The organism is Streptomyces varsoviensis, assembly GCF_000718635.1.
Lineage (GTDB): Bacteria > Actinomycetota > Actinomycetes > Streptomycetales > Streptomycetaceae > Streptomyces > Streptomyces varsoviensis.
Genome location: NZ_JOBF01000005.1, coordinates 100,793 through 120,903, shown reverse-complemented (window position 1 = coordinate 120,903; position 20,111 = coordinate 100,793). Strand labels below are relative to the sequence as shown.

The window sequence follows — 20,111 nt, the reverse complement described above, 5'->3', positions numbered from 1 at the left end:
GCGGACCGGCCTCGGACGGTCAGCCGACCGCGATGACGGATCAGCCGACCGCGGTGGCGGGGGCGACCTCGACCAGCGGCAGGAGGCGTTCGTACGTCGGGCGGTCGAAGTCCCCCGCGGTGGGGGCCCGCACGGTCGCGGCCGACAGGGCCACCGCGCGGGCCAGCCGGTCCGGCCAGGGAAGGTTCTCGGCCCAGGCGGAGAGGAGCCCCGCGACGGCCGAGTCGCCGGCCCCCGTGGGGTTGCCCGCGATCCGCTCCGGCGGGGCGGCCCGCCAGGCGGCGTCGGAGGTGACGGCGAGCATGCCGTCCGCGCCGAGGGAGGCGGCGACGGCGTGGGCGCCGCGGCGGCGGGCGGCCCGGGCGGCGCGCAGCGGCTCGGTGGAGCCCGTGAGCTCGGCGAGTTCGGCGGCGTTGGGCTTGACCAGGTCGGGGCGGGCGGCGATGCCGCGGTGCAGGGGCTCGCCGCTGGTGTCGAGCAGCACGGGGACGCTCGCCGCGCGCGCCCGGCGCACGAGGTCCGCGTACGCGCCGACGGGCACGCCGGGCGGGAGGCTGCCGCACAGGGCGACGGCGGAGGCGTCGGCCAGGAGCGTCGCGTACGCGCTGGTGAAGGCGTTCCACTCGGCGGCGGCGATGGTGGGGCCGGCCTCGTTGAGCTGGGTGGTGTCGCCGGTCGCGGCGTCGACGACGCCGACGGTGCGGCGGGTGTTCCCGGCGATGGGCACGAGGGCGTCGGTGAGGGCGCCGGATACGGCCGACCGCGCGGCGTCCCGGATCTGGGCACGCAGCGCCTCGCCCGTGATGCCGCCCGCGAACCCCGTGACGACCGTGTCGTGCCCCAGGGCGGCCAGTACGCGCGCGACGTTGAGGCCCTTGCCGCCGGGGCGCTCGACGACCTCGGTGACGCGGTGCGAGGCGTGCCGGCGGAGTTCGGGTACGCGGTAGGTGATGTCGAGGGCGGCGTTGAGTGTGACGGTGAGGATCACGTGGACCACCCTTAAGAACGCGCGTGCTATACCTTCGCGATCATGCCAAACCGACGGCGGCCGGCCCAGGTCCAGGGGGCCGACCGCCGTCGTTCGCGATCGATTCGCAATGTCCGCGACGTAGTTGAGGCCGTCGCGCCGCCGCGCCGCACCACCCATTCGGGTGGTTTGGGAGATCAGGTGCCGGTAATGGACGCGGGCTTGACGATCCATTCGCCGTGCCGCATGACGCCCACCAGGTCGTACGCGGCGTCGAACACCACCAGGTCCGCGTCCTTGCCCGGCTCCAGCGAACCGACCCGGTCGGCCACGCCCAGCAGCCGCGCGGGGTTCGCGGACAGCGCCCGTACGACGTCCTCGACGGGCAGCCCGTCCACGGTCAGCGCCCGCTTGAAGGCCGTGTCGAGGGTGAGCGTCGAGCCCGCGATGGCGCCGGCCGTGGGGCCGTCCGCGATCCGCGCGACGCCGTCCGTGACATCGACCCGCATCGGGCCGAGCCGGTACTGGCCGTCGGACATGCCGGCCGCGCCCATCGCGTCCGTGATGAACGCGACGCGGTCCGCCCCGGCGCGGCCGAACGCCAGCTCCAGGATCGAGGGGTGCAGGTGCGTACCGTCATTGATCAGCTCGACGGTGATCCGCTCGTCCTCCAGGAGCGCCGCGATGGGGCCGGGCGCGCGGTGCAGCAGCGAGGGCATGGCGTTGAAGAGGTGGGTGGCCACCGTCGCGCCCGCGTCGATGGCCTGCCGCGTGGCGTCGTAGTCCGAGTCGGTGTGCCCGACGGCCGCGATGACCCCCGCCTCGGCGAGGAGCCGCACGGAGTCGAGGCCGCCCGGCAGCTCGGGGGCGAGCGTCATCATCCGCGCCGCGCCGCGCGCCGCCTCGACGAGCTTGCGCACGTCCGCCGGGTCCGGGTCGCGCAGCAGCTCCGGCTGGTGCGCGCCGCAGCGGTGCGAGGAGATGAACGGCCCCTCGAAGTGGATGCCCGCCAGGTCGCCCTGCTCGGTCAGCTCGGAGAGGACGGCCGCCTGCCGGGCCAGGTCGTCGAGGTCGCCGGTGACCGTGGAGGCCACCGTCGTCGTGGTGCCGTGCGCGCGGTGCGTACGGATCGTGGTGAGCGCCTCCTCGGCGGTGCCGCTGGAGAACGAGGCCCCGCCGCCGCCGTGCACGTGGATGTCGACGAAGCCGGGGACGATCGTGTGCCCGGTCAGGTCCAGTGCCGTCGCCGCGCCCCGCGGGCCGTCCGGAGCGGCCGTGCCGGCGTCGACGAGGCGCCGGCCCTCGACGGTGACGCGGCCGTCGTCGACCACGCCGCTCGGCAGCACCACCCTCGCGCCCGAGAGAACCGTTCGTTCGACCATCAGGCGGTAACCTCCGTGGATTTCGTGGCGAGCAGATCCCAGGCGAGCAGCCCCGCGCCGAGGCAGCCCGCGGTGTCCCCGAGGGCCGCCGGGACGATGCGGGGCACCTTGTGGAACGTGGCGCGGCCGGCGACGGCCGCGCGCAGCGGCGTGAACAAGGTTTCCCCCGCTTCGGCGAGCCCGCCACCGATGATGAGCATGCGGGGGTCGAGCAGGGTGAGTCCGATGAGCAGGCCGTCGGCGAGGGCGCCGACCGCCTCGTGCCAGACCGCCTCGGCGCGCGGGTCGCCGGACTCGACGGCCTTCGCGCAGTCCGCGGCGTCGGCCCGCGGATCGCCGCTCGCGGCGGCCCAGGCGCGGCTGACGGCGGAGGCGGAGGCGATGGTCTCCAGGCAGCCGCGCTGTCCGCAACTGCACTCCGCGCCGCCGGGGCGCACCACGACGTGGCCGATCTCGCCCGCGTAGCCGTGGGCGCCGGCCTCGATCCGGCCGTCGATGCCGATGGCGCCCGCGATGCCGGTGCCGAGCGGGATGAACAGGAACCGGTCCGCGCCGTTGCCCGCGCCGATCCGGCCCTCGGCGAGGCCGCCGGTCCGTACGTCGTGGCCGAGCGCCACCGGGAGCCCGCCGAGCCGTTCGCTGAGCAGCCGCCGCATGGGGAGGTCGCGCCAGCCGAGGTTGGCGGCGTACACGGCCACGCCGTTCGCCTCGTCCACGATGCCGGGGACGGCCACGCCGGCGGCCTCCGCCGGCCGGCCGAACAGCTCGCGGCCCTTGTCGCGCAGCTCGGCGGCGAAGTCGAGGATCTCCCCGACGATGGCCTGCGGCCCGCGCTCGCGGCCGGTGGGGCGTCTGGCCTCGTACAGAAGCGTGTTGTCCGCCCCGACGAGGGCGGCTTTCATCCCGGTGCCGCCCACATCGAGCGCGATGACGTGTCTCACGGGAGACAGTCTCGCGCGTTGTACCGCGAAAGGTCTAGTCCACTTACCCGGCGCGGCATCGCCCTCCGGGCCCGAACGGCCCGCTCCGGAGGGTCAATCACACGCCGAGCGCGCACCCGCGCCACCCGGCGCACGCGCCCCCGAGGTGGCGGATCTCACGCCGGGGGCTTCCCGCCGGGGGCCTCGCGCCTGTGCCCGGGGCCCGCGAGGGCCGGCCGGCCCCCCCGGCCGGCCCCGGTGGCCCCCCGCGGGCTCAGGGCTCCCGGAGGATCACGCTTCGGGTCAGGTTGCGGGGGCGGTCCGGGTCGTGGCCCTTGGATTCGGCGATGGCCACGGCGAGGCGCTGGGCGCGGATGAGGTCGGCCATGGGGTCCAGGGAGCCCGCCGCGCAGGAGTCCGCGAGCAGCGTGCCGCCGACGCGGTCGACGTCGTCGGCCAGTCCTCGCGGCAGTTCGCCGAAGAGCCAGGCGACGCGGCCCGGCCCGGTGATGGCGATCGGCCCGTGCCGGTACTCCATCGCCGGGTACGCCTCGGTCCACGCGCCCGCCGCCTCGCGCATCTTCAGGCCCGCCTCCTGCGCCAGCCCGTACGTCCAGCCGCGCCCCAGGAACGTCCACTGCTCGGCGGCGAGCGCGGCCTCCGGCAGCGGTTGCACGACCGCCAGTTCGGCGTCGACGGCCGCCTCCGCCACCGTCTTCACCCCGGCGGGCAGCGGGCCGTGCGCCTCCAGGCCGGCGCGCAGGAAGGCCAGGGCCGTGGTCGCGAAGCGCGTCTGTACGACGGACTCCTCGTCGGCGAAGTCGAGCACCGCCACCTCGTCCGCCGCGCCCATGACGGGCGTTTTCGCGTCGGCGGTCAGCGCCAGCGTGGCCGGGCCGCCCCGGTCCCGTACGCCCCGGTCCCGTACACCGCCGTCCCGTATGCCCCCTTTCCGTACGTCCCGCAGCAGGTCGAGCACCTCCGTCGTCGTCCCGGAGCGGGTGATCGCCACGATCCGGTCGTACGGGCGGCCCACCGGGAACTCCGAGGCGGCGAACGCGTCCGTCTCGCCCTGCCCGGCGGCCTCGCGCAGGGCGGCGTACGACTGGGCCATGAACCACGACGTGCCGCAGCCGGTCACCGCCACCCGCTCGCCGGGCCGCGGCAGAACGGCCGTCGTGCCTGTGCTCGCGCTCGCGCCCGCGGCCTCGGCGGCGCGCCGCCAGCAGCTCGGCTGGGTGGCTGTCTCGGCTGCGGTACGGGAGGACGACTCCATGTGCTGCTGCTCCTCGTGAGGTGAGGGGACGACGGGAGGACGGGACGACGGGACGGGGCGGAACAGATGGGGCGGAACAGGGGTCGGCGGCGGCAGGCGCGCGCACCGCGCCGGCTCCGTGGATAGCAGCCCTGAGCTGCGCGTGGGAAGGGTGAGACCGAAGCGAGACCGGGTGCGGAGTAGACCTTAGACTGGCGCGCGGGGCAGACTCGCAGCCGCGACCGGCCCGGAGAGCCCGGGGAATCCGCGGTAGAGCCCGGGGAATCCGCGGTGCGGACCTCGGGGCGCGCGGGTCTCCCGGGGGCGCGAGCGAACCGATCAACAACGATCAGTCCGATCAACAACGGTCAATACCGGTTAAACCGATTAATCCGCAAGGTGGGGAAGTAGCTGTGCAGCGGCGGCGGTTCTTGAGTCTGACGGCGGCGGGGGCCGCGACGACGGCGATGGCGTCCACGCTGGCGGCGTGCGGCGGCGGCGACAGCTCCGGTTCGGGCGATGTGACGCTGAAGCTGGTCGCGGCCGACTACGGCGACAAGCCCGACAACAACTCGAAGAAATACTGGATGAAGGTCATCCGCGCCTTCGAGTCGAAGAACGCGGGCATCAAGGTCGATGTGACCGTGCTGCCCTGGACCGAAGTCGACAAGCGGCTCGCGCAGATGGTGCGGGAGGGCCAGGCCCCGGACCTCGCGCAGATCGGCGCGTACGCCGACTACGCCGCGGCCGGCAAGCTCTACAGCGCCGACCAACTGCTGTCCATCCCCACCCAGTCCGACTTCATATCGTCGGTCTCCGCGGCGGGCGACCTGCACCGGGTCCAGTACGGGCTGCCGTTCGTCTCCAGCACCCGGCTGCTCTTCTACAACGAGGACCTGTTCGCCAAGGCGGGCGTCACCAAGGCCCCGGAGAGCTGGGCCGACCTCCAGTCCGCCGCGACCAAGCTCAAGGCCGCGGGCGTGAAGATCCCCTTCGGGCTGCCGTTCGGCCCGGAGGAGCCGCAGGCCGAGACGATGATGTGGATGCTCAGCGCGGGCGGCGGCTACACCGACCGCACCGGCGCGTACACCATCGACTCGCCCGAGAACATCAAGGCGTTTGAGTGGCTGCGCGACGAGCTGGTCGGCAAGGGGCTGACGGGGCCGGGCGACCCCGCCCGCACCAACCGGCAGCAGGTCTTCGACGCGTTCACGCGCGGCGAGGTCGGCATGCTCAACGGCCACCCCACGCTGATGCGGCAGGCCGACGCGCGCGACATCAAGTACAAGATGGCGCCGCTGCCCGGCGTCGACGGCAAGGCCGAGGTGACGATGGGCGTCGCCGACTGGATGATGGGGTTCAAGGCGAACGGCCGCCGCGAGCAGATCGGCCGTTTCCTCGACTTCATCTACCACAAGGAGAACGTCCTGGACTTCACGCGCCGGTACGACATGCTGCCGGTGACCACGTCGGCGTCCCAGGCGATGCGCAACGACGGCGACGAGAAGAAGCTCTGGCCGTTCCTGGAGCAGCTCCAGTACGCGCAGTTCTACCCGGCGGACAAGACGTCGTGGGCGCGCGTCACCAAGACGCTGAAGGAGAAGATCGGCTCGACGGTGAAGAAGGGCGGCGACCCGGCGTCGGTGCTCGGGGAGCTCCAGCGCGAGGCCGAGGCCACGGACAACGCGGACGGCTAGCGCCGTGACCGGCGATGTCTGCCAGGGGGGCACTAGGGTGGGCGGGGTGAGCAGCCCGCGCGAGGAGTCCGAGCCGCCGTCTGAGCCCCCGTCCGAGCCGCCGTCTCAGCCCCCGTCCGAGGGCCCGGGGGAGCCCGGTCCGGATCGGCCGCCGCTCTCGGACCGCGATCTGGCGGTTCTCGCGCTGGAGCGGCGCTCGTGGCCCGGCCCCGGCGCGAAGGAACGGGAGATCCGGGAACGGCTCGGCATCACCCCGACCCGCTACTACCAGCTCCTGAACGCCCTGCTCGACGACGAACGGGCCCTCGCCCACGACCCGGTCACGGTCAACCGGCTGCGCCGCGTACGGGCGGCCCGGCGCGAACGGCGGTAGCCGCGACGGGCCGGGGAAGCGCCGCTCCCCGGTAGGGTCGCCCGCATGGGCAGCAACCCCCTCCTCGCACCCGTGACGCCCGCCGGACGCGACGGCCTCGCCGCGTTCCTCGAAGCTCCGGAACGCGCCGCCGTCGCCCTCGACTTCGACGGCACCCTCGCCGAGATCGTCGCCGACCCGGAGCGCGCGCGGGCGCACCCGGAAGCGGTGTCCGCCCTCGCCCGGATCGCGCCGCGGCTGGGCGCGGTGACCGTGCTCACCGGGCGGCCGGCGGGCGTGGCCGTACGGTACGGCGGCTTCGCGGGCGTACCGGGCCTGGAGCGGCTGACGGTGCTCGGGCACTACGGCGCGGAGCGCTGGGACGCGGCCACCGGGACCGTACAGGCCCCGGAGCCGCACCCCGGGGTCGCCGCCGCGCAGGCCGAACTCCCCGGCGTCCTGGACGCGGCAGGGGCGTGGCGCGGCACGTGGACCGAGAGCAAGGGCCGCGCCGTCGCCGTGCACACCCGCCGCGCCGCCGACCCGCAGGCCGCCTTCGACCTGCTGCGCGCCCCGCTCCACGACCTGGCCGAGCGCCACGGCCTGATCGTCGAGCCCGGCCGCTACGTCCTGGAACTGCGCCCGCCGGGCATGGACAAGGGCGTCGCCCTCGCCGAGTACGTACGCGAGACGCGCGCCCGCTCCGTCCTCTACGCCGGCGACGACCTCGGCGACCTCGCCGCCTTCGCCGCCGTCGACAAACTCCGCACCGAGGGCGTCCCCGGCCTCCTCGTCTGCAGCGGCAGCACCGAAGTCACCGAACTGGCCGACCGAGCCGACCTCGTCGTAGACGGCCCCCGCGGCGTCGTCACCCTCCTCCAATCCCTGGCGGACCGCCTCGGCGCGGACTGAACCGCGCGCTCACCGGGTACGGCGGCCTGAGGGTCCCTCACCCCCCGTTGCGGAAGCGTTCGCCCACGATGCCCTGGTCGGTTTCCCACCAGGGGCGGGTGAGTTGGGGTTCGGGGGCGGTGGTGGGGGTGGAGGTTTGTGGGGCCGGGTGGTGTTCTAGTTCGCGGTCGAGGCGGGCGTCGAGTTCGGCGGTTTTGAGGCGTTCGGCGCGTACCCATTCGACGAAGACGGCGATGATGAAGGGCAGGCCGACGAGTTCGGCGATCGTCATCATCGCGCCGCCGCCGATGAACTGGTCGCGTTCCAGGCTCGGGCCCCAGGGGCGGTCCTGGGCCGCGTACCAACCGCCGGCGACGAGGGTGCCGCTGGTCATGACGACGAGGCCGGGGAGGGCGTCCACGATGCCGTCGACGAAGATGAACGCCGCCCGGAGCGGGTGGCCGCACCAGGAGGGGAGGAGGTCCTGCCGGGTGAGCATGGGCAGCACGAACAGGGTGCCCACGACCAGCAGTTGCAGATACATCAGCTCGTGCAGCGCGTCGCGGCGCAGCGCCGTCTCGAAGTACGGCGTGAAGTAGATCAGCATCTCGGAGGCGAACACCAGCGCCGTGCTGACCAGCGGGAACGTCAGTACGCGCAGTACGCGCCCGCTGATCGCCCCCTGGAGGCGGCGCGCCGCGCGGCCCTCCGGCGGCAGGGCCCGCGCCGCCAGCGACAGCGGGTCGCCCAGGGCGAGGCCGAGCGGGCCGATCAGGTCGAGGACGATGTTCTGCACGGCGGCCGGCCAGAACAGCACATGGTCGTAGACGGCCAGCCCCGACATCGTCGCCACCACGATCGCGCCGAGCCCGATGACGGCGAACGCCGCGCCGCGCGCCACCGGCCACCGCTCGCCGCGCCGCACCACCCGCGCCACGCCCCACGCGTAGAGCCCGCCGAGGACGAGGACCAGCACGAGCGCGTACGGATCGAGCTGCCAGCTCGTGATCATGCGCCCGACCGTCGGCTCGGGCAGCGCCGAGGCGGAGGTGACCCCATGAGGTGCAAAAGGAGCCAAGGGTGCCAAGGGTTCCAAGGGTGCGGAAGCTCCCGAAAACGCTGTCGCTGTCACGCCCAACCACGGTAGACCCGTGTGTATACGATCCTGCGGGCGGGCCCCGGTCCGGCGCGAACCGAGCGGTTCCCTAGCCTTCCAGCGCCCGTAGCTGCGCCATGAACCACTGCGCCGGCGGCAGCGCCGTCGCCGCCGCGGCCAGCCGCTTCGTGCGCTCGGCCCGCTCGTCGCGGGGGAGCGCCAGCGCCTCGTGCAGCGCGCGGGCCGTGTCCTCGACGTCGTACGGATTGACCGTGATCGCGTCCTGGCCCAGCTCCTCGTACGCCCCGGCCTCCCGCGACAGCACCAGCGCGCACCCCTCGTCGGAGACGACCGGGACCTCCTTCGCCACCAGGTTCATGCCGTCCCGGATCGGGTTGACGAGGGCGACGTCCGCGAGCCGGTACGCGGCCAGCGAGCGCGCGAAATCGTCCTTGACGTGCAGCGCGACCGGCTGCCAGCCCTCCCGCCCGAACTCCGCGTTGATCTCGTCGGCGACCGCCTGGACCCGCTCCGTGTAGTCGCGGTACACCGCCAGGTCCTGCCGCGACGGATAGGCGAACGCCACGTGCACGACCTCGCCGCGCCACTCGGGGCGCCGCTCCAGCAGCAGCCGGTAGGCGAGCAGGCCGCGCACGATGTTCTTGGACAGCTCCGTGCGGTCCACGCGCACGATGGTCCGGCGGCCCCGTCCCCCGATCTGCTCGCGCAGCGCCGCCATCCGCTCCTCGACGTCCGCCTCGTGCGAGCGCTTCCGCAGGAAGTCGGCGTCGGCCCCGAGCCCGTGCACGCCGATGCGCGTCGTGTGCCCCTCGAAGGTGACGGAGCCGCCGTCGCCGGCCGCGCTCGCCCCCAGCACATCGCGGCAGCAGGCGATGAACGCGTCCGCCCAGCGCCGGGTCAGGAACGCCGCGCGGTCCGCGCCCAGCACCCCGCGCAGCACCTCGGCCGCGACATCGTCCGGCAGCAGCCGGTAGTAGTCCGGCGGGGCCCACGGCGTGTGCGAGAAGTGGCCGATCCGCAGGTCCGGGCGGCGCTCACGGAGCATGCCGGGGACCAGCGTGAGGTGGTAGTCCTGCACCAGCACCGCGGCGCCCTCGGCCGCCTCGGCGGCCAGCGCGTCCGCGAAGGCCGCGTTGTACGCCTCGTACGCCCGCCACTGCTCGCGGAAGCCCGCGTCGAAGACGGGCTCCAGCGGGGTCTCGTACAGCAGGTGGTGGACGAACCACAGCACGGAGTTGGCGATGCCGTTGTACGCGGCGGCGAAGACGTCCGGCGCGATGTCCAGCATCCGGACGCGCTGTCCGCCGGTGTCGTCGGCCGGCAGATGGCCGCCCTCGGAGCGCCGTACGGCCTCCCGGTCGCCGTCCCCGAGCGCCGCGCACACCCACACGGCGCCGGCGTCCGGCCCGATCGCCGACAGCCCGGAGACCAGGCCGCCGCCGCCCCGCTTGGCGGTGAGCGACCCGTCGTCGCCCCGCGCGTACGAGACCGGGCCGCGGTTGGACGCGACCAGGACCTGGGCACCGTGCTGGGAGGCCATGCGGCGAGCCTAGCCACTGGCGCGAGCGCTCAAACGCGCGCACGCCATCCGGACCAGCGCCCGAGCGGCAGCCGACGCCCATCGGGGGGACCGAGCCCCGGCGGTGGGGGCTACGCCGCCCGGCGTGCCACGTACTCCGGCCGTGGCACCACCGCCGGTGCCCGGGCCCGCCGGCAGGGGCTACGCCGCCCGGCGTTCCACGTACTCCGGTATCTCCGCCATCGGCGGCCGCTCCTCGGTGTCGATCGGGTGCGTCCGCGCCACGAACCCGTCCTCCCCGCGGTCGAACTGCGTCAGCACCGGCCGCACCAAATGCCCGCGCGCCAAGCGCAATTGGGCGGTGCGGTAGATGGCGGCGGCCATCCGGCCGAGGGCCTGCCCGTCCTGGTGGCGATGGAGGCGCACCCCCACGTCCACCTGGGCGAGGGCGTCGAGGCCGACGGTGTGCAGGGCGTCCACGAGGAGGCCCAGCTCCACGCCGTAGCCGACGGGGAACGGCAGCCGCTCCAGGAGCGAGCGGCGGGCCGCGTACTCGCCGCCGAGGGGCTGGACGAAGCCCGCCAGCCGCGGCCAGTGCAGGTTGAGCAGCGGGCGGGCGACCAGCTCGGTGACCCGGCCGCCCTGCCCCGCGGCGTTGCCGAGCGGCCGGTCGTACATCGCCTTGACGAAGTGCACCTCGGGGTCGGTCAGCAGCGGTCCGACGATGCCCGAGACGAAGTCGGCGGAAAACTCCCGCAGGTCGGCGTCGACGAAGCAGACGATCTCGCCGCTGGTCGCCAGCAGCGACCGCCACAGGACCTCGCCCTTCCCCGGCAGGGTGGGCAGCCGCGGCAGCACCGCGTCCCGGTGCACGACCCGCGCCCCGGCCGCCGCCGCGACGGCGGCCGTCCGGTCCGTGGACCCGGAGTCCATCACCACCAGTTCGTCCACCAGCGGTACGGGCCCGGCCATCAGCTCGCGGCGGATGGTGGCGACGATCGCGCCGACCGTCGCCTCCTCGTCGAGGGCGGGCAGCACGACGCTCACCGTGCCGCGCGCCCCGGCGGCGCCCTTCGCGGCGAGCAACTGGTCGAGCGGGCGGTCGGCGGCGGACCAGGAGCGCTGCTTCAGCCAGTGCTCGACCTCTTCCAGCACGTCGAAAGTCTCCTTCTGCGTTCTGTATGCGGTACGTACGCGATACGAATGCGGTACGTATGCGAGCTGTATGCGCTGCGCATGTGACCCATCTCGCGCTTCGGACGACTGTCTCGACCGTCCGAGGCTTCGGTTACAGTCTTGAACAACGCGGATGCCCGTCGCATGTCGGGGTCGCGCGCCGACAAACGCCTGGGCCCCGCCCAGCGCCATACCGCTCATCCAGAGGGGCAGAGGGAACGGCCCGTTGAAGCCCCGGCAACCCTCCCGCCGGTCTCGTCGACATATTCGCGAGGCTCCCGGTGGGGAAGGTGCCAATTCCGGCTCGCGGCGAGATGCGCCGCGGGGAAGATGAGGAGAAAGGGCCTCGCCTCCATGGCTGTGCAAGCCGCAGAACCCACCGCTTCCGCCACCCCCGTAGACCTCGGCCCCGCCGTGGCGCTCTCCTGCCGCGAGTGCGGCGAGCGCTTCGCCCTCGGCCCGATCTTCGCCTGCGAGGCGTGTTTCGGCCCCCTTGAGGTCGCGTACGACCTGCCGACGGGCGACCCGGAGGCCCTGCGCCGGCGCATCGAGGCCGGCCCCGACAACATCTGGCGGTACGCGCCGCTGCTGCCGGTTCCCGCCGACGTGGCCGGCAAGCCCAATCTGAACCCCGGCTTCACCAAGCTGGTCAAGGCCGACCGCCTCGCCCGCGAGCTGGGCGTCACCGGCGGCCTGTACGTCAAGGACGACTCCGGCAACCCGACGCACTCCTTCAAGGACCGCGTCGTCGCCATCGCCGTCGAGGCCGCCCGCGCCTTCGGCTTCACCACCCTCTCCTGCTCCTCGACCGGCAACCTCGCGGGCGCGGTCGGCGCCGCGGCGGCCCGCTCCGGCTTCCGCTCCTGCGTCTTCATCCCGCACGACCTGGAGCAGGGCAAGGTCGTCATGGCCGCGGTCTACGGCGGCGAACTGGTCGGCATCGAGGGCAACTACGACGACGTCAACCGGTTCTGCTCCGAGCTCATCGGCGACCCGGCGGGCGAGGGCTGGGGCTTCGTCAACGTCAACCTGCGCCCGTACTACGGCGAGGGCTCCAAGACCCTCGCGTACGAGATCTGCGAACAGCTCGGCTGGCGGCTCCCGGACCAGATCGTCATCCCGATCGCGTCCGGCTCCCAGCTCACCAAGATCGACAAGGGGCTCAAGGAGCTGATCCGGCTCGGGCTGGTCGAGGACCGCCCGTACAAGATCTTCGGCGCCCAGGCCGAGGGGTGCTCGCCGGTCTCGACGGCCTTCAAGGCGGGCCACGACGTCGTACGGCCGCAGAAGCCGGACACCATCGCCAAGTCCCTCGCCATCGGCAACCCGGCGGACGGCCCGTACGTGCTCGACATCGCCCGGCGCACCGGCGGCGCGGTCGAGGACGTCAATGACGCGCAGGTGGTGGACGCGATCAAGCTGCTGGCCCGTACGGAGGGCGTCTTCGCGGAGACCGCGGGCGGCGTGACGGTCGGCGTCACCAAGAAGCTGATCGAGAACGGGCTGATCGACCCGGCCCTGACCACGGTCGTCCTGAACACCGGCGACGGCCTCAAGACGCTGGACGCGGTGGCGCCGACGACCGGGCCCACGGCCACGATCCGCCCCAGCCTGGAGGCGTTCCGCGCGGCTGGCCTGGCCGGCTGACACCCCCACCCGTCCACCACCGAAGGGAACCAACCGCCATGAGCGTCAACGTTCGAATTCCTACCATTCTGCGCACGTACACCGGCGGCCAGGCCGAGGTGCCGGCCGAGGGCGCGACCATCGCCGAGGTCATCGACTCCCTGGAGCGGAACCACCCGGGCATCGCCGCGCGGCTGCTGGACGACTCCGGGAAGCTGCGCCGCTTCGTGAACGTGTACCTCAACGACGACGACGTGCGCTTCGAGCAGGGCCTTGAGACGGCGACGCCGGACGGCGCGGGCGTCTCGATCATCCCGGCGGTCGCGGGCGGCTGCTGACGCCGGCTCCGCCCGTACCCCTCGGCCGTACCGGTTACGGGCAGCCCGGCCCCGACCCCCTACCGCGCCGGTCCGGACTGCACACCCGGACGCGCCCGCGGATCGCCCCCGGATCGTCCCCGAATCGCCCCGGCCGGAAACGGACGGGGCGATTCCGTCAGTTGAATGGCGATACAGTTGAGGACGATCCCCCTCCGGCGTGAGTGCCGAACGCATATGAGAACCCGTCAAGTTACGGGCAAAGACTGTGTGCGATTTGTCGGTTATGTTGCGCTATGCCCGGCCCGGCTTGTCCTGGATTGCTGGTGATCGCCCCGATACCGCCGGTCGGCCACCGCCGGAATTCTCGTCCGATTGACCTGTTGCAGACGGCATCCGTGCAGATACATTCAGCCGCGGTCGACGCGTTCCGGCGCACACCCCCACCTGTCAGGGGGTGAGGTCTGACCCGGGTCCGCGAAGTGCGGTCCTGCGCAAGGGCCAGTAATAGGGGAGTTAGGCATGGCTCAGGGCACCGTCAAATGGTTCAACGCGGAGAAGGGGTACGGCTTCATCGCGGTCGACGGTGGTGCGGATGTATTCGTCCACTACAGCGCGATTCAGATGGACGGCTACCGCACCCTCGAGGAGGGTCAGCGAGTCGAGTTCGAGATCTCGCAGGGCCAGAAGGGGCCGCAGGCGGACATGGTCAAGCTCGCCGTCTGATCTCGGCGCGATCGACCACCGGCTCACTCACGTGTGGGGCCCGTACCTTCCGGGGTACGGGCCCTTCGTGCGCCCAGGGTCCGGACCGCGTCCCGGCGGCCTCCGGATCGTGCCCCGGCTCTGTGAAGCCGCTTGCACTCAAGGGGGGCGAGTGCTAATCATTGGGCTTAGCACTCTCCCAGTGAGAGTGACAGAACTTGGATCGGGCCGGTGAGGTCCGCACCCCGGTGGGGCAAGGAACCACAAGGGTTGCAGACCGTCCGTCGCGGGCGCCAGCGCGATCCGGAGCAATGCTCCCCCAGGCTCTACAAGGGGTAGGGGGGACCCGCTTCTGTCCGGGAGGACCACTTCACATGGCCAAGATCATCGCGTTCGACGAGGAGGCACGGCGCGGCCTCGAGCGCGGCATGAACCAGCTCGCCGACGCCGTCAAGGTGACCCTGGGCCCCAAGGGTCGCAACGTCGTCCTCGAGAAGAAGTGGGGTGCCCCCACGATCACCAACGATGGCGTGTCCATCGCCAAGGAGATCGAGCTTGAGGACCCGTACGAGAAGATCGGTGCCGAGCTGGTCAAGGAGGTCGCCAAGAAGACGGACGACGTCGCCGGTGACGGCACGACGACCGCGACCGTCCTGGCGCAGGCGCTGGTCCGCGAGGGCCTGCGCAACGTAGCCGCCGGCGCCAACCCGATGGCCCTCAAGCGCGGCATCGAGAAGGCCGTCGAGGCCGTCTCCGCCGCCCTGCTGGAGCAGGCCAAGGACGTGGAGACCAAGGAGCAGATCGCTTCGACCGCCTCCATCTCCGCCGCCGACACCCAGATCGGCGAGCTGATCGCCGAGGCCATGGACAAGGTCGGCAAGGAAGGCGTCATCACGGTCGAGGAGTCGCAGACCTTCGGCCTGGAGCTTGAGCTCACCGAAGGCATGCGCTTCGACAAGGGCTACATCTCCGCCTACTTCGCCACCGACATGGAGCGTATGGAGGCGTCGCTCGACGACCCGTACATCCTGATCGTCAACTCCAAGATCGGCAACGTGAAGGACCTCCTTCCGCTGCTGGAGAAGGTCATGCAGTCGGGCAAGCCGCTGCTGATCATCGCGGAGGACGTCGAGGGCGAGGCGCTGTCCACGCTCGTCGTCAACAAGATCCGCGGCACCTTCAAGTCCGTCGCCGTCAAGGCCCCGGGCTTCGGCGACCGCCGCAAGGCCATGCTCGGCGACATCGCCATCCTCACCGGTGGCACGGTCATCTCCGAGGAGGTCGGCCTCAAGCTGGAGAACGCCGGTCTCGACCTGCTCGGCCGCGCCCGCAAGGTCGTCATCACCAAGGACGAGACGACCATCGTCGACGGCGCCGGCGACAGCGACCAGGTCCAGGGCCGCGTCAACCAGATCCGCGCCGAGATCGAGAACTCGGACAGCGACTACGACCGCGAGAAGCTCCAGGAGCGGCTGGCGAAGCTGGCCGGCGGCGTGGCCGTCATCAAGGCCGGCGCCGCGACCGAGGTGGAGCTCAAGGAGCGCAAGCACCGCATCGAGGACGCCGTTCGCAACGCGAAGGCGGCCGTCGAGGAGGGCATCGTCGCCGGTGGTGGCGTGGCCCTGCTCCAGACCGTGTCGGTCTTCGAGAAGCTCGACCTCGAAGGCGACGAGGCCACCGGTGCCGCCGCTGTGAAGCTGGCCCTGGAGGCCCCGCTGAAGCAGATCTCCGTCAACGCCGGTCTTGAGGGCGGCGTCGTCGTGGAGAAGGTGCGCAACCTGACCCCGGGCCACGGCCTCAACGCCGCGACCGGCGAGTACATCGACCTGGTCGCCGAGGGCATCATCGACCCGGCCAAGGTCACGCGCTCCGCGCTGCAGAACGCCGCCTCCATCGCGGCGCTCTTCCTCACCACCGAGGCCGTCATCGCCGACAAGCCGGAGAAGGCCGCCGCGGCGGGCGCTCCGGGCGGCATGCCGGGCGGTGACATGGACTTCTGATCCTCCCGAGGATCGGCTGTCCACAGCTGTAGGAATAGCTGTACGAGTAGCTGTACGGACCGAGGGCGGCATCCCCATCGCGGGGGTGCCGCCCTCGGGCGTTTCCGGGCCGCTCATCGCTCACGGCCGCATGACGATCTTTCCCACGTGCCCCCGGAGGGCGAGTTCTTCCTGTGCCCGGGCGGCCTCCTCCAGCGGGAAGACCTCGGCGATGACGGGCTGGATCTCGGCGCGGCGGGCCAGGTCCATGAGGAGGCCGAAGTGGGCGGGGGTGTGCATCGCGGAGCCGATGATCTGGGCGTTGTGCAGGTAGAGGCGGCGCACATCGAGACTCACGCCGTATCCGCCGAGCGCACCGGCGATGACCCACCGGCCGCCCTCGGCCAGCAGCGGCAGCCCCTCGCTCACCAGCTCGCCGGCGACGACGTCGAGTGCGACGTCGATGCCCTCCGGGGCGGCGGCGCGGAGCTGTTCGGCGACGTCTCCCGCGCGGTCGACGACCGCGTGCGCGCCCGCCGCGCGCACCGCGTCGATCTTGGGTCCGCTGCTGATGGCGAGCACCCTGGCGCCGCGCGCACGGGCGATCTGCACCAGCGCGAGGCCGACGCCGCCGGACGCTCCCGAGACCAGGGCGGTGTCCCCCTTACGCAGCCGGCCTCGCTCGATCATGCCCAGCGCCGTGCCGTAGGCGGTCGGCAACGCCGCGAGCTGGTCGTCCGTGAGCGGGGAGTCCGTCACGTCGTGTACGCGCTCCGCCGGCGCGGTCACGTACTCGGCGTATCCGCCGTCGCGTTCGCTCCCCATCAGGCCCACCGGGTTGGCGTCCGGGCCTTCGGCGTCGTAGATCGCGGGGTCGACGACCACGCGGCGGCCGGTGAGGTCTTCCTCCACCCCGGCCCCGACGGCCACGACGCGACCGGCCACGTCCGCGCCCTGGATGCGCGGGAAGTCGATCGGGCCGCGCCAGCCCGATGTCGCCTTCGGGTCTCCCGGACGGCCGTACGCGCCCTCGCGGGTCCACAAGTCGGTGTTGTTCAGGGCCACCGCGCCGACCTTGACCAGCACCTCTCCCGCCTGCGGGGCGGGGACGGCGACCTGGGTCGGTTCCAGGACCTCCGGCCCTCCGTGCCTGGTGATCCGCACTGCTCGCATGAACTGGGGCGTGACCATCGTCGCCATCGTTGGAACCTCCTCGCGGGTATACTGATCTGTGAACATCTCCCACCGTACACCGATCAGTGAAGAGGGCGAGTGATGCGGGAAACAGTGCAGGAAGCGCGGCCCATGACGCCGGCCGGCCGCCGCATCGTCGCGGCGGCGGAGGAGCTGTTCTACAACCGCGGCATCACGGCGGTCGGCGTGGATCTGATCGCCGAGCACTCCGGAGTGACCAAGCGCACCCTTTACAACCAGTTCGGCTCGAAAGACCACCTCGTGGCGGTCTACCTCGCGGGCCGCGACCAGCGGTGGCGGGCGCTCGTCCAGGCCGCCGTCGACGCCGCCGGCACCCCCGCCGAGGCCGTCGTCGCCCCCTTCGAGGCGCTGCGGACCTGGAGCGCGGCCAATACCCGCGGATGCGCCTTCATCAACGCGCTGGCCGAACTCCCGGACGCCGCGCACCCCGCGCACCGCGTCGCCGCGGACCAGAAGCTCTGGCTGCTGAACCTGTTCGAGGAACTTGCCGCCGCGGCCGACTGCCCGCGCCCGGCCGCCCTCGCCACCCGGCTCCTCGTACTGCACGAGGGCGCGATCGCCACGCAGCCCCTCGCGCTCGACACCCTTCCTGAGGCCGTTGAACTGGCGCGGGCCTTGGTGGAAGCCGGCTCGCGGGTGTCTAGGGGGCCTCGGGACTCTCAGGCGTAGGCGTAGGCGCCGGTGTCCGTGTGGGCGCAGGCGCGGCGCTGAAGAGGCGGTCGAGTTGGCGGTCGAGGAGGGCCAGGGCCTGCTCGGGGGTGCGTTGGCGGAGGAGGACGGTGGTTTGCAGGCCGTCGGCGGTGGCCAGCAGGATCTCGGCCTCGGGGAGGGGGTCCAGGTCGGCGGGGACCTGGCCCTCCCGCTGGCCCCAGGTGATCAGGTCGGCGAGGAGCCGTTCGAGTTCGGGGGGCGCTTCGGCGGCGATGGGGGCGAGGTTCTCGTCCCATAGGAAGCGGACGAAGTAGGCCACGTGCACGAGGTGCCGGGTCCGCCGCTCCTCGTCCATCGGCAGCATCTCCATCAGCACCCCGCGCACGACCCCGCGCGGGGTGTTCGCGTCGTCCAGCGCCTCGACGCGCGCGCGGGCGCGGAGCTGCGCGTCGTGGTTGAGGATCTCCAGCGCTTTGAGCAGCAACGCGTCCCGGCTGCCGAAGTAGTACTGGATCAGTCGCACCGATACCCCGGCCTCCGCCGCCACCTGTCGCAGCGTCACATCTTCCAGCCCCCGGCGGGCGGCCAGCCGCCAGACGGCCTCGGCGATCTGGTGGCGCCGCTGGTCGTGGTCGGCCTGTCGGGGCATGGGTGGTCCTTGTGCGCTCGCGAGGGGTGTCCGTTCGACTGCTGCTCCACTCTAGTGGCGGGGTTGCGCTCGGTTATGGTTCGATCGTATCAATAAGAGGAACGGTGCAGTGAACAACGGGGAGGAACGAGCGATGAAGTACGTCCTGTGGCAGGTGCTGGGCATGATCCTGGTCGCCCTGAGCGGCCAGGGGGCCATCCGGCTCCTGATCGACCACGACCGCTACGGCCTGCTCGCGTGGGTCCCCGGCGGCTTCGCGGTCCACCTGATCAGCTACCTCGCCGTCACGGCCATCGGCGTCGTGCTGGCGGGCTGGGCGGCTGACCAGGTGAAGAAGGCCAAGGCGACGCGGTAAGGACCTTCCCCGTCCTCGCCGGAGCGGCGTGTGTGGCTCCGCTGCTCTCTCCGCGGTTGGCTACTGGTAGGTAGGGCGCGGTTGCCGCCCGACAAAAGTGCCTTTTGGGGCGCGGAATCGGGCGGTAACCGCACTCTGTTGAACAGCGGACCTGACGCATCGGGCATACCGGGCGCGCTCGTCGTCAGAGTGGGGTTTCCCCAACCGTGGGACCCGTCTTTGACGGGCGGCAACTTCCCCCGGGCGGAAATGGGCACCGAGGCGCAGCGCAGCGCGCCGTCACCGGCCCGGCTGCGACCTCGCCCGCAGGCAACGGACCATAGTGCGCCTCGCCGCCTCGCCGCCTCGCTTCGGCTGCGGTGGGTCGCAGGCCCGAGACGCGCCCGCACCCGAAGAGCCCGCCCCCGCCTCATCGCGGCAGCGGCCAGCTACGGAGCGCAGCGGAGCCGGCCTTAGCCTCAGCCACGCACCCATCCGACAGGCAGTGAACGCTCCCCAGCCTGCCCCCTCCCTCCCGCTGCCGGCGCTTTGGGCCCGAAGGGTCCGAGACGAAACCCGCACCCACCCACGCCGAATACCGCCCTACGCGGCAGCCGCCCAGCCCCTGCCCGGAGGCGTGGAGGCCCGGAGGCGTGGAGGCGCAGCCCACCTTGCTCATGTCTACGGGCCCGACCTGCCCGCGTGCGCCCTCAAGGGTGGTTACGGACGTACGCGGATCAGCGCACGTAGTCCTTGAGCTCCTCGGTGTCCAGGGTGATGCTGACGGGGGCGGGCAGTTCGACGGTGTCGCCGTAGTCGTACGTGAGGCGCTTCTTGTAGTTGCCGTTCTTCAGCTCGCTGTAGACGGCGAGCGTGTGGGCGTCCCGGTCGATGAGCAGGTAGACGGGGATGCCGGCGTCCCCGTAGGCGAACCGCTTCTCGTGGCGGTCCCGATTGTCGGTGTCGGCGTCGTAGGAGGTCACCTCGACGGTCATCAGGATGCCGTCGGGCTCGGCCCACTCGCCCTGACCCGCGAAGTGCCGACGGGGTGCGAGCACGCCGTCCGGGCGGGCGCGGCCCTTGCGGTACGTCTCGACGCGCAGCCCCCGCTCGGGGTACAGCCGCAACGCTGGTTGCTGCTGCATGCACTGCTCCAGCAGCCACATGATGATCTCGTCGTGATCGCCGTCGGGCACCGGCTTGACCTCAAGCTTTCCGTCGATGAATTCGAGCGTCACTGTCTCGGGGGCTTCGTGGGCGATCTGCTCGAAGTCCTCGACTGCCATTTGGGGCTGCTTCGCGGTGCTGGGGGTCATGGTGTCGCCTCCTTCCTTACATGGTGCCCTGCCTCGGGTGCGG

Annotated in this window: 19 protein-coding genes and 1 riboswitch; of the genes, 9 read left to right on the top strand and 10 right to left on the bottom strand. The window is 72.2% G+C overall.

Translation table 11 applies throughout. The annotated features are described in order from the left end of the window. Positions 1-40: 40 nt before the first annotated feature. The 4 genes from IF55_RS10565 to IF55_RS10550 all read right to left on the bottom strand — a co-directional run bounded on the left by IF55_RS10565 (position 41) and on the right by IF55_RS10550 (position 4,545). Positions 41-988, bottom strand: a complete 948-nt coding sequence (locus IF55_RS10565) for a 1-phosphofructokinase family hexose kinase (RefSeq protein WP_030881224.1) — start codon at positions 986-988, stop codon at positions 41-43. 176 nt (positions 989-1,164) lie between these two features. Continuing rightward, positions 1,165-2,349, bottom strand: a complete 1,185-nt coding sequence (gene nagA / locus IF55_RS10560) for an N-acetylglucosamine-6-phosphate deacetylase (protein ID WP_030881222.1) — start codon at positions 2,347-2,349, stop codon at positions 1,165-1,167. Next, positions 2,349-3,290, bottom strand: coding sequence for an ROK family protein (locus IF55_RS10555; RefSeq protein WP_030881220.1), 942 nt, complete (start codon positions 3,288-3,290; stop codon positions 2,349-2,351). Before IF55_RS10555 ends, nagA begins: the two co-directional genes overlap by 1 nt. A gap of 253 nt (positions 3,291-3,543) precedes the next feature. Beyond that, on the bottom strand, positions 3,544-4,545 hold the full coding sequence (locus IF55_RS10550) for an SIS domain-containing protein (RefSeq protein WP_030881218.1): 1,002 nt from the start codon (positions 4,543-4,545) through the stop codon (positions 3,544-3,546). 392 nt (positions 4,546-4,937) lie between these two features. On the opposite strand from IF55_RS10550, the gene IF55_RS10545 reads away from it, so the two are divergent. Genes IF55_RS10545 through otsB form a run of 3 tightly spaced genes read left to right on the top strand, consistent with a single transcriptional unit; the run spans position 4,938 to position 7,485 of the window. Then, entirely contained in the window at positions 4,938-6,221 is a 1,284-nt protein-coding gene (locus IF55_RS10545; protein WP_030881216.1) for an extracellular solute-binding protein, read from the top strand. A 46-nt stretch (positions 6,222-6,267) separates the two neighbouring features. Next, complete coding sequence (locus IF55_RS10540; protein WP_030881215.1) at positions 6,268-6,594, top strand: DUF3263 domain-containing protein; 327 nt, start codon at positions 6,268-6,270, stop codon at positions 6,592-6,594. Positions 6,595-6,639: 45 nt separating this feature from the next. Then, positions 6,640-7,485 carry a trehalose-phosphatase gene (gene otsB / locus IF55_RS10535; RefSeq protein ID WP_030881212.1) on the top strand — a complete coding sequence of 282 codons (846 nt, stop codon included), beginning with the start codon at positions 6,640-6,642 and terminating at the stop codon, positions 7,483-7,485. 37 nt (positions 7,486-7,522) lie between these two features. Here otsB and IF55_RS10530 read toward each other — a convergent pair whose 3' ends face one another. From IF55_RS10530 to IF55_RS10520, 3 genes are all read right to left on the bottom strand, one after another. Beyond that, entirely contained in the window at positions 7,523-8,476 is a 954-nt protein-coding gene (locus tag IF55_RS10530) for a cytochrome c oxidase assembly protein (RefSeq protein ID WP_048831850.1), read from the bottom strand. 193 nt (positions 8,477-8,669) lie between these two features. Continuing rightward, complete coding sequence (locus IF55_RS10525; protein WP_030881205.1) at positions 8,670-10,121, bottom strand: alpha,alpha-trehalose-phosphate synthase (UDP-forming); 1,452 nt, start codon at positions 10,119-10,121, stop codon at positions 8,670-8,672. A gap of 180 nt (positions 10,122-10,301) precedes the next feature. Further along, positions 10,302-11,255: a glucosyl-3-phosphoglycerate synthase gene (locus IF55_RS10520; protein WP_030881200.1), complete on the bottom strand. Its 954-nt coding sequence runs from the start codon at positions 11,253-11,255 to the stop codon at positions 10,302-10,304. 215 nt (positions 11,256-11,470) lie between these two features. After that, positions 11,471-11,613: riboswitch (SAM riboswitch) on the top strand. A 17-nt stretch (positions 11,614-11,630) separates the two neighbouring features. On the opposite strand from IF55_RS10520, the gene thrC reads away from it, so the two are divergent. The 4 genes from thrC (at position 11,631) to groL (ending at position 15,924) form a co-directional block, all read left to right on the top strand. After that, a complete protein-coding gene (gene thrC / locus IF55_RS10515) occupies positions 11,631-12,923 on the top strand; it encodes a threonine synthase (RefSeq protein WP_030881197.1) in 1,293 nt (430 codons plus the stop codon). 38 nt (positions 12,924-12,961) lie between these two features. Further along, positions 12,962-13,240 carry a ubiquitin-like small modifier protein 1 gene (locus IF55_RS10510; RefSeq protein WP_030881193.1) on the top strand — a complete coding sequence of 93 codons (279 nt, stop codon included), beginning with the start codon at positions 12,962-12,964 and terminating at the stop codon, positions 13,238-13,240. Positions 13,241-13,741: 501 nt separating this feature from the next. Continuing rightward, positions 13,742-13,945 (top strand): cold-shock protein, encoded by a 204-nt coding sequence (locus IF55_RS10505; RefSeq protein ID WP_005315736.1) that lies wholly within the window; start codon positions 13,742-13,744, stop codon positions 13,943-13,945. Between the two features lie 353 nt (positions 13,946-14,298). Beyond that, positions 14,299-15,924, top strand: a complete 1,626-nt coding sequence (gene groL, locus IF55_RS10500) for a chaperonin GroEL (RefSeq protein WP_030881188.1) — start codon at positions 14,299-14,301, stop codon at positions 15,922-15,924. A gap of 120 nt (positions 15,925-16,044) precedes the next feature. Here groL and IF55_RS10495 read toward each other — a convergent pair whose 3' ends face one another. Then, positions 16,045-17,094, bottom strand: coding sequence for a zinc-binding dehydrogenase (locus IF55_RS10495; RefSeq protein ID WP_030881186.1), 1,050 nt, complete (start codon positions 17,092-17,094; stop codon positions 16,045-16,047). Between the two features lie 114 nt (positions 17,095-17,208). Here IF55_RS10495 and IF55_RS10490 point away from each other — a divergent pair, with 114 nt between their 5' ends. Continuing rightward, positions 17,209-17,787: a TetR/AcrR family transcriptional regulator gene (locus tag IF55_RS10490; RefSeq protein ID WP_037964219.1), complete on the top strand. Its 579-nt coding sequence runs from the start codon at positions 17,209-17,211 to the stop codon at positions 17,785-17,787. Here the strand turns inward: IF55_RS10490 and IF55_RS10485 are convergent. Further along, positions 17,759-18,418, bottom strand: coding sequence for a TetR/AcrR family transcriptional regulator (locus tag IF55_RS10485; RefSeq protein WP_048831848.1), 660 nt, complete (start codon positions 18,416-18,418; stop codon positions 17,759-17,761). The two genes, IF55_RS10490 and IF55_RS10485, sit on opposite strands and share 29 nt — an antisense overlap. 109 nt (positions 18,419-18,527) lie before the next feature. On the opposite strand from IF55_RS10485, the gene IF55_RS10480 reads away from it, so the two are divergent. Beyond that, a complete protein-coding gene (locus IF55_RS10480) occupies positions 18,528-18,773 on the top strand; it encodes a hypothetical protein (protein ID WP_245661143.1) in 246 nt (81 codons plus the stop codon). Between the two features lie 716 nt (positions 18,774-19,489). Here the strand turns inward: IF55_RS10480 and IF55_RS10475 are convergent. Then, positions 19,490-20,068 carry a Uma2 family endonuclease gene (locus IF55_RS10475; protein ID WP_030881175.1) on the bottom strand — a complete coding sequence of 193 codons (579 nt, stop codon included), beginning with the start codon at positions 20,066-20,068 and terminating at the stop codon, positions 19,490-19,492. Positions 20,069-20,111: the final 43 nt, after the last annotated feature.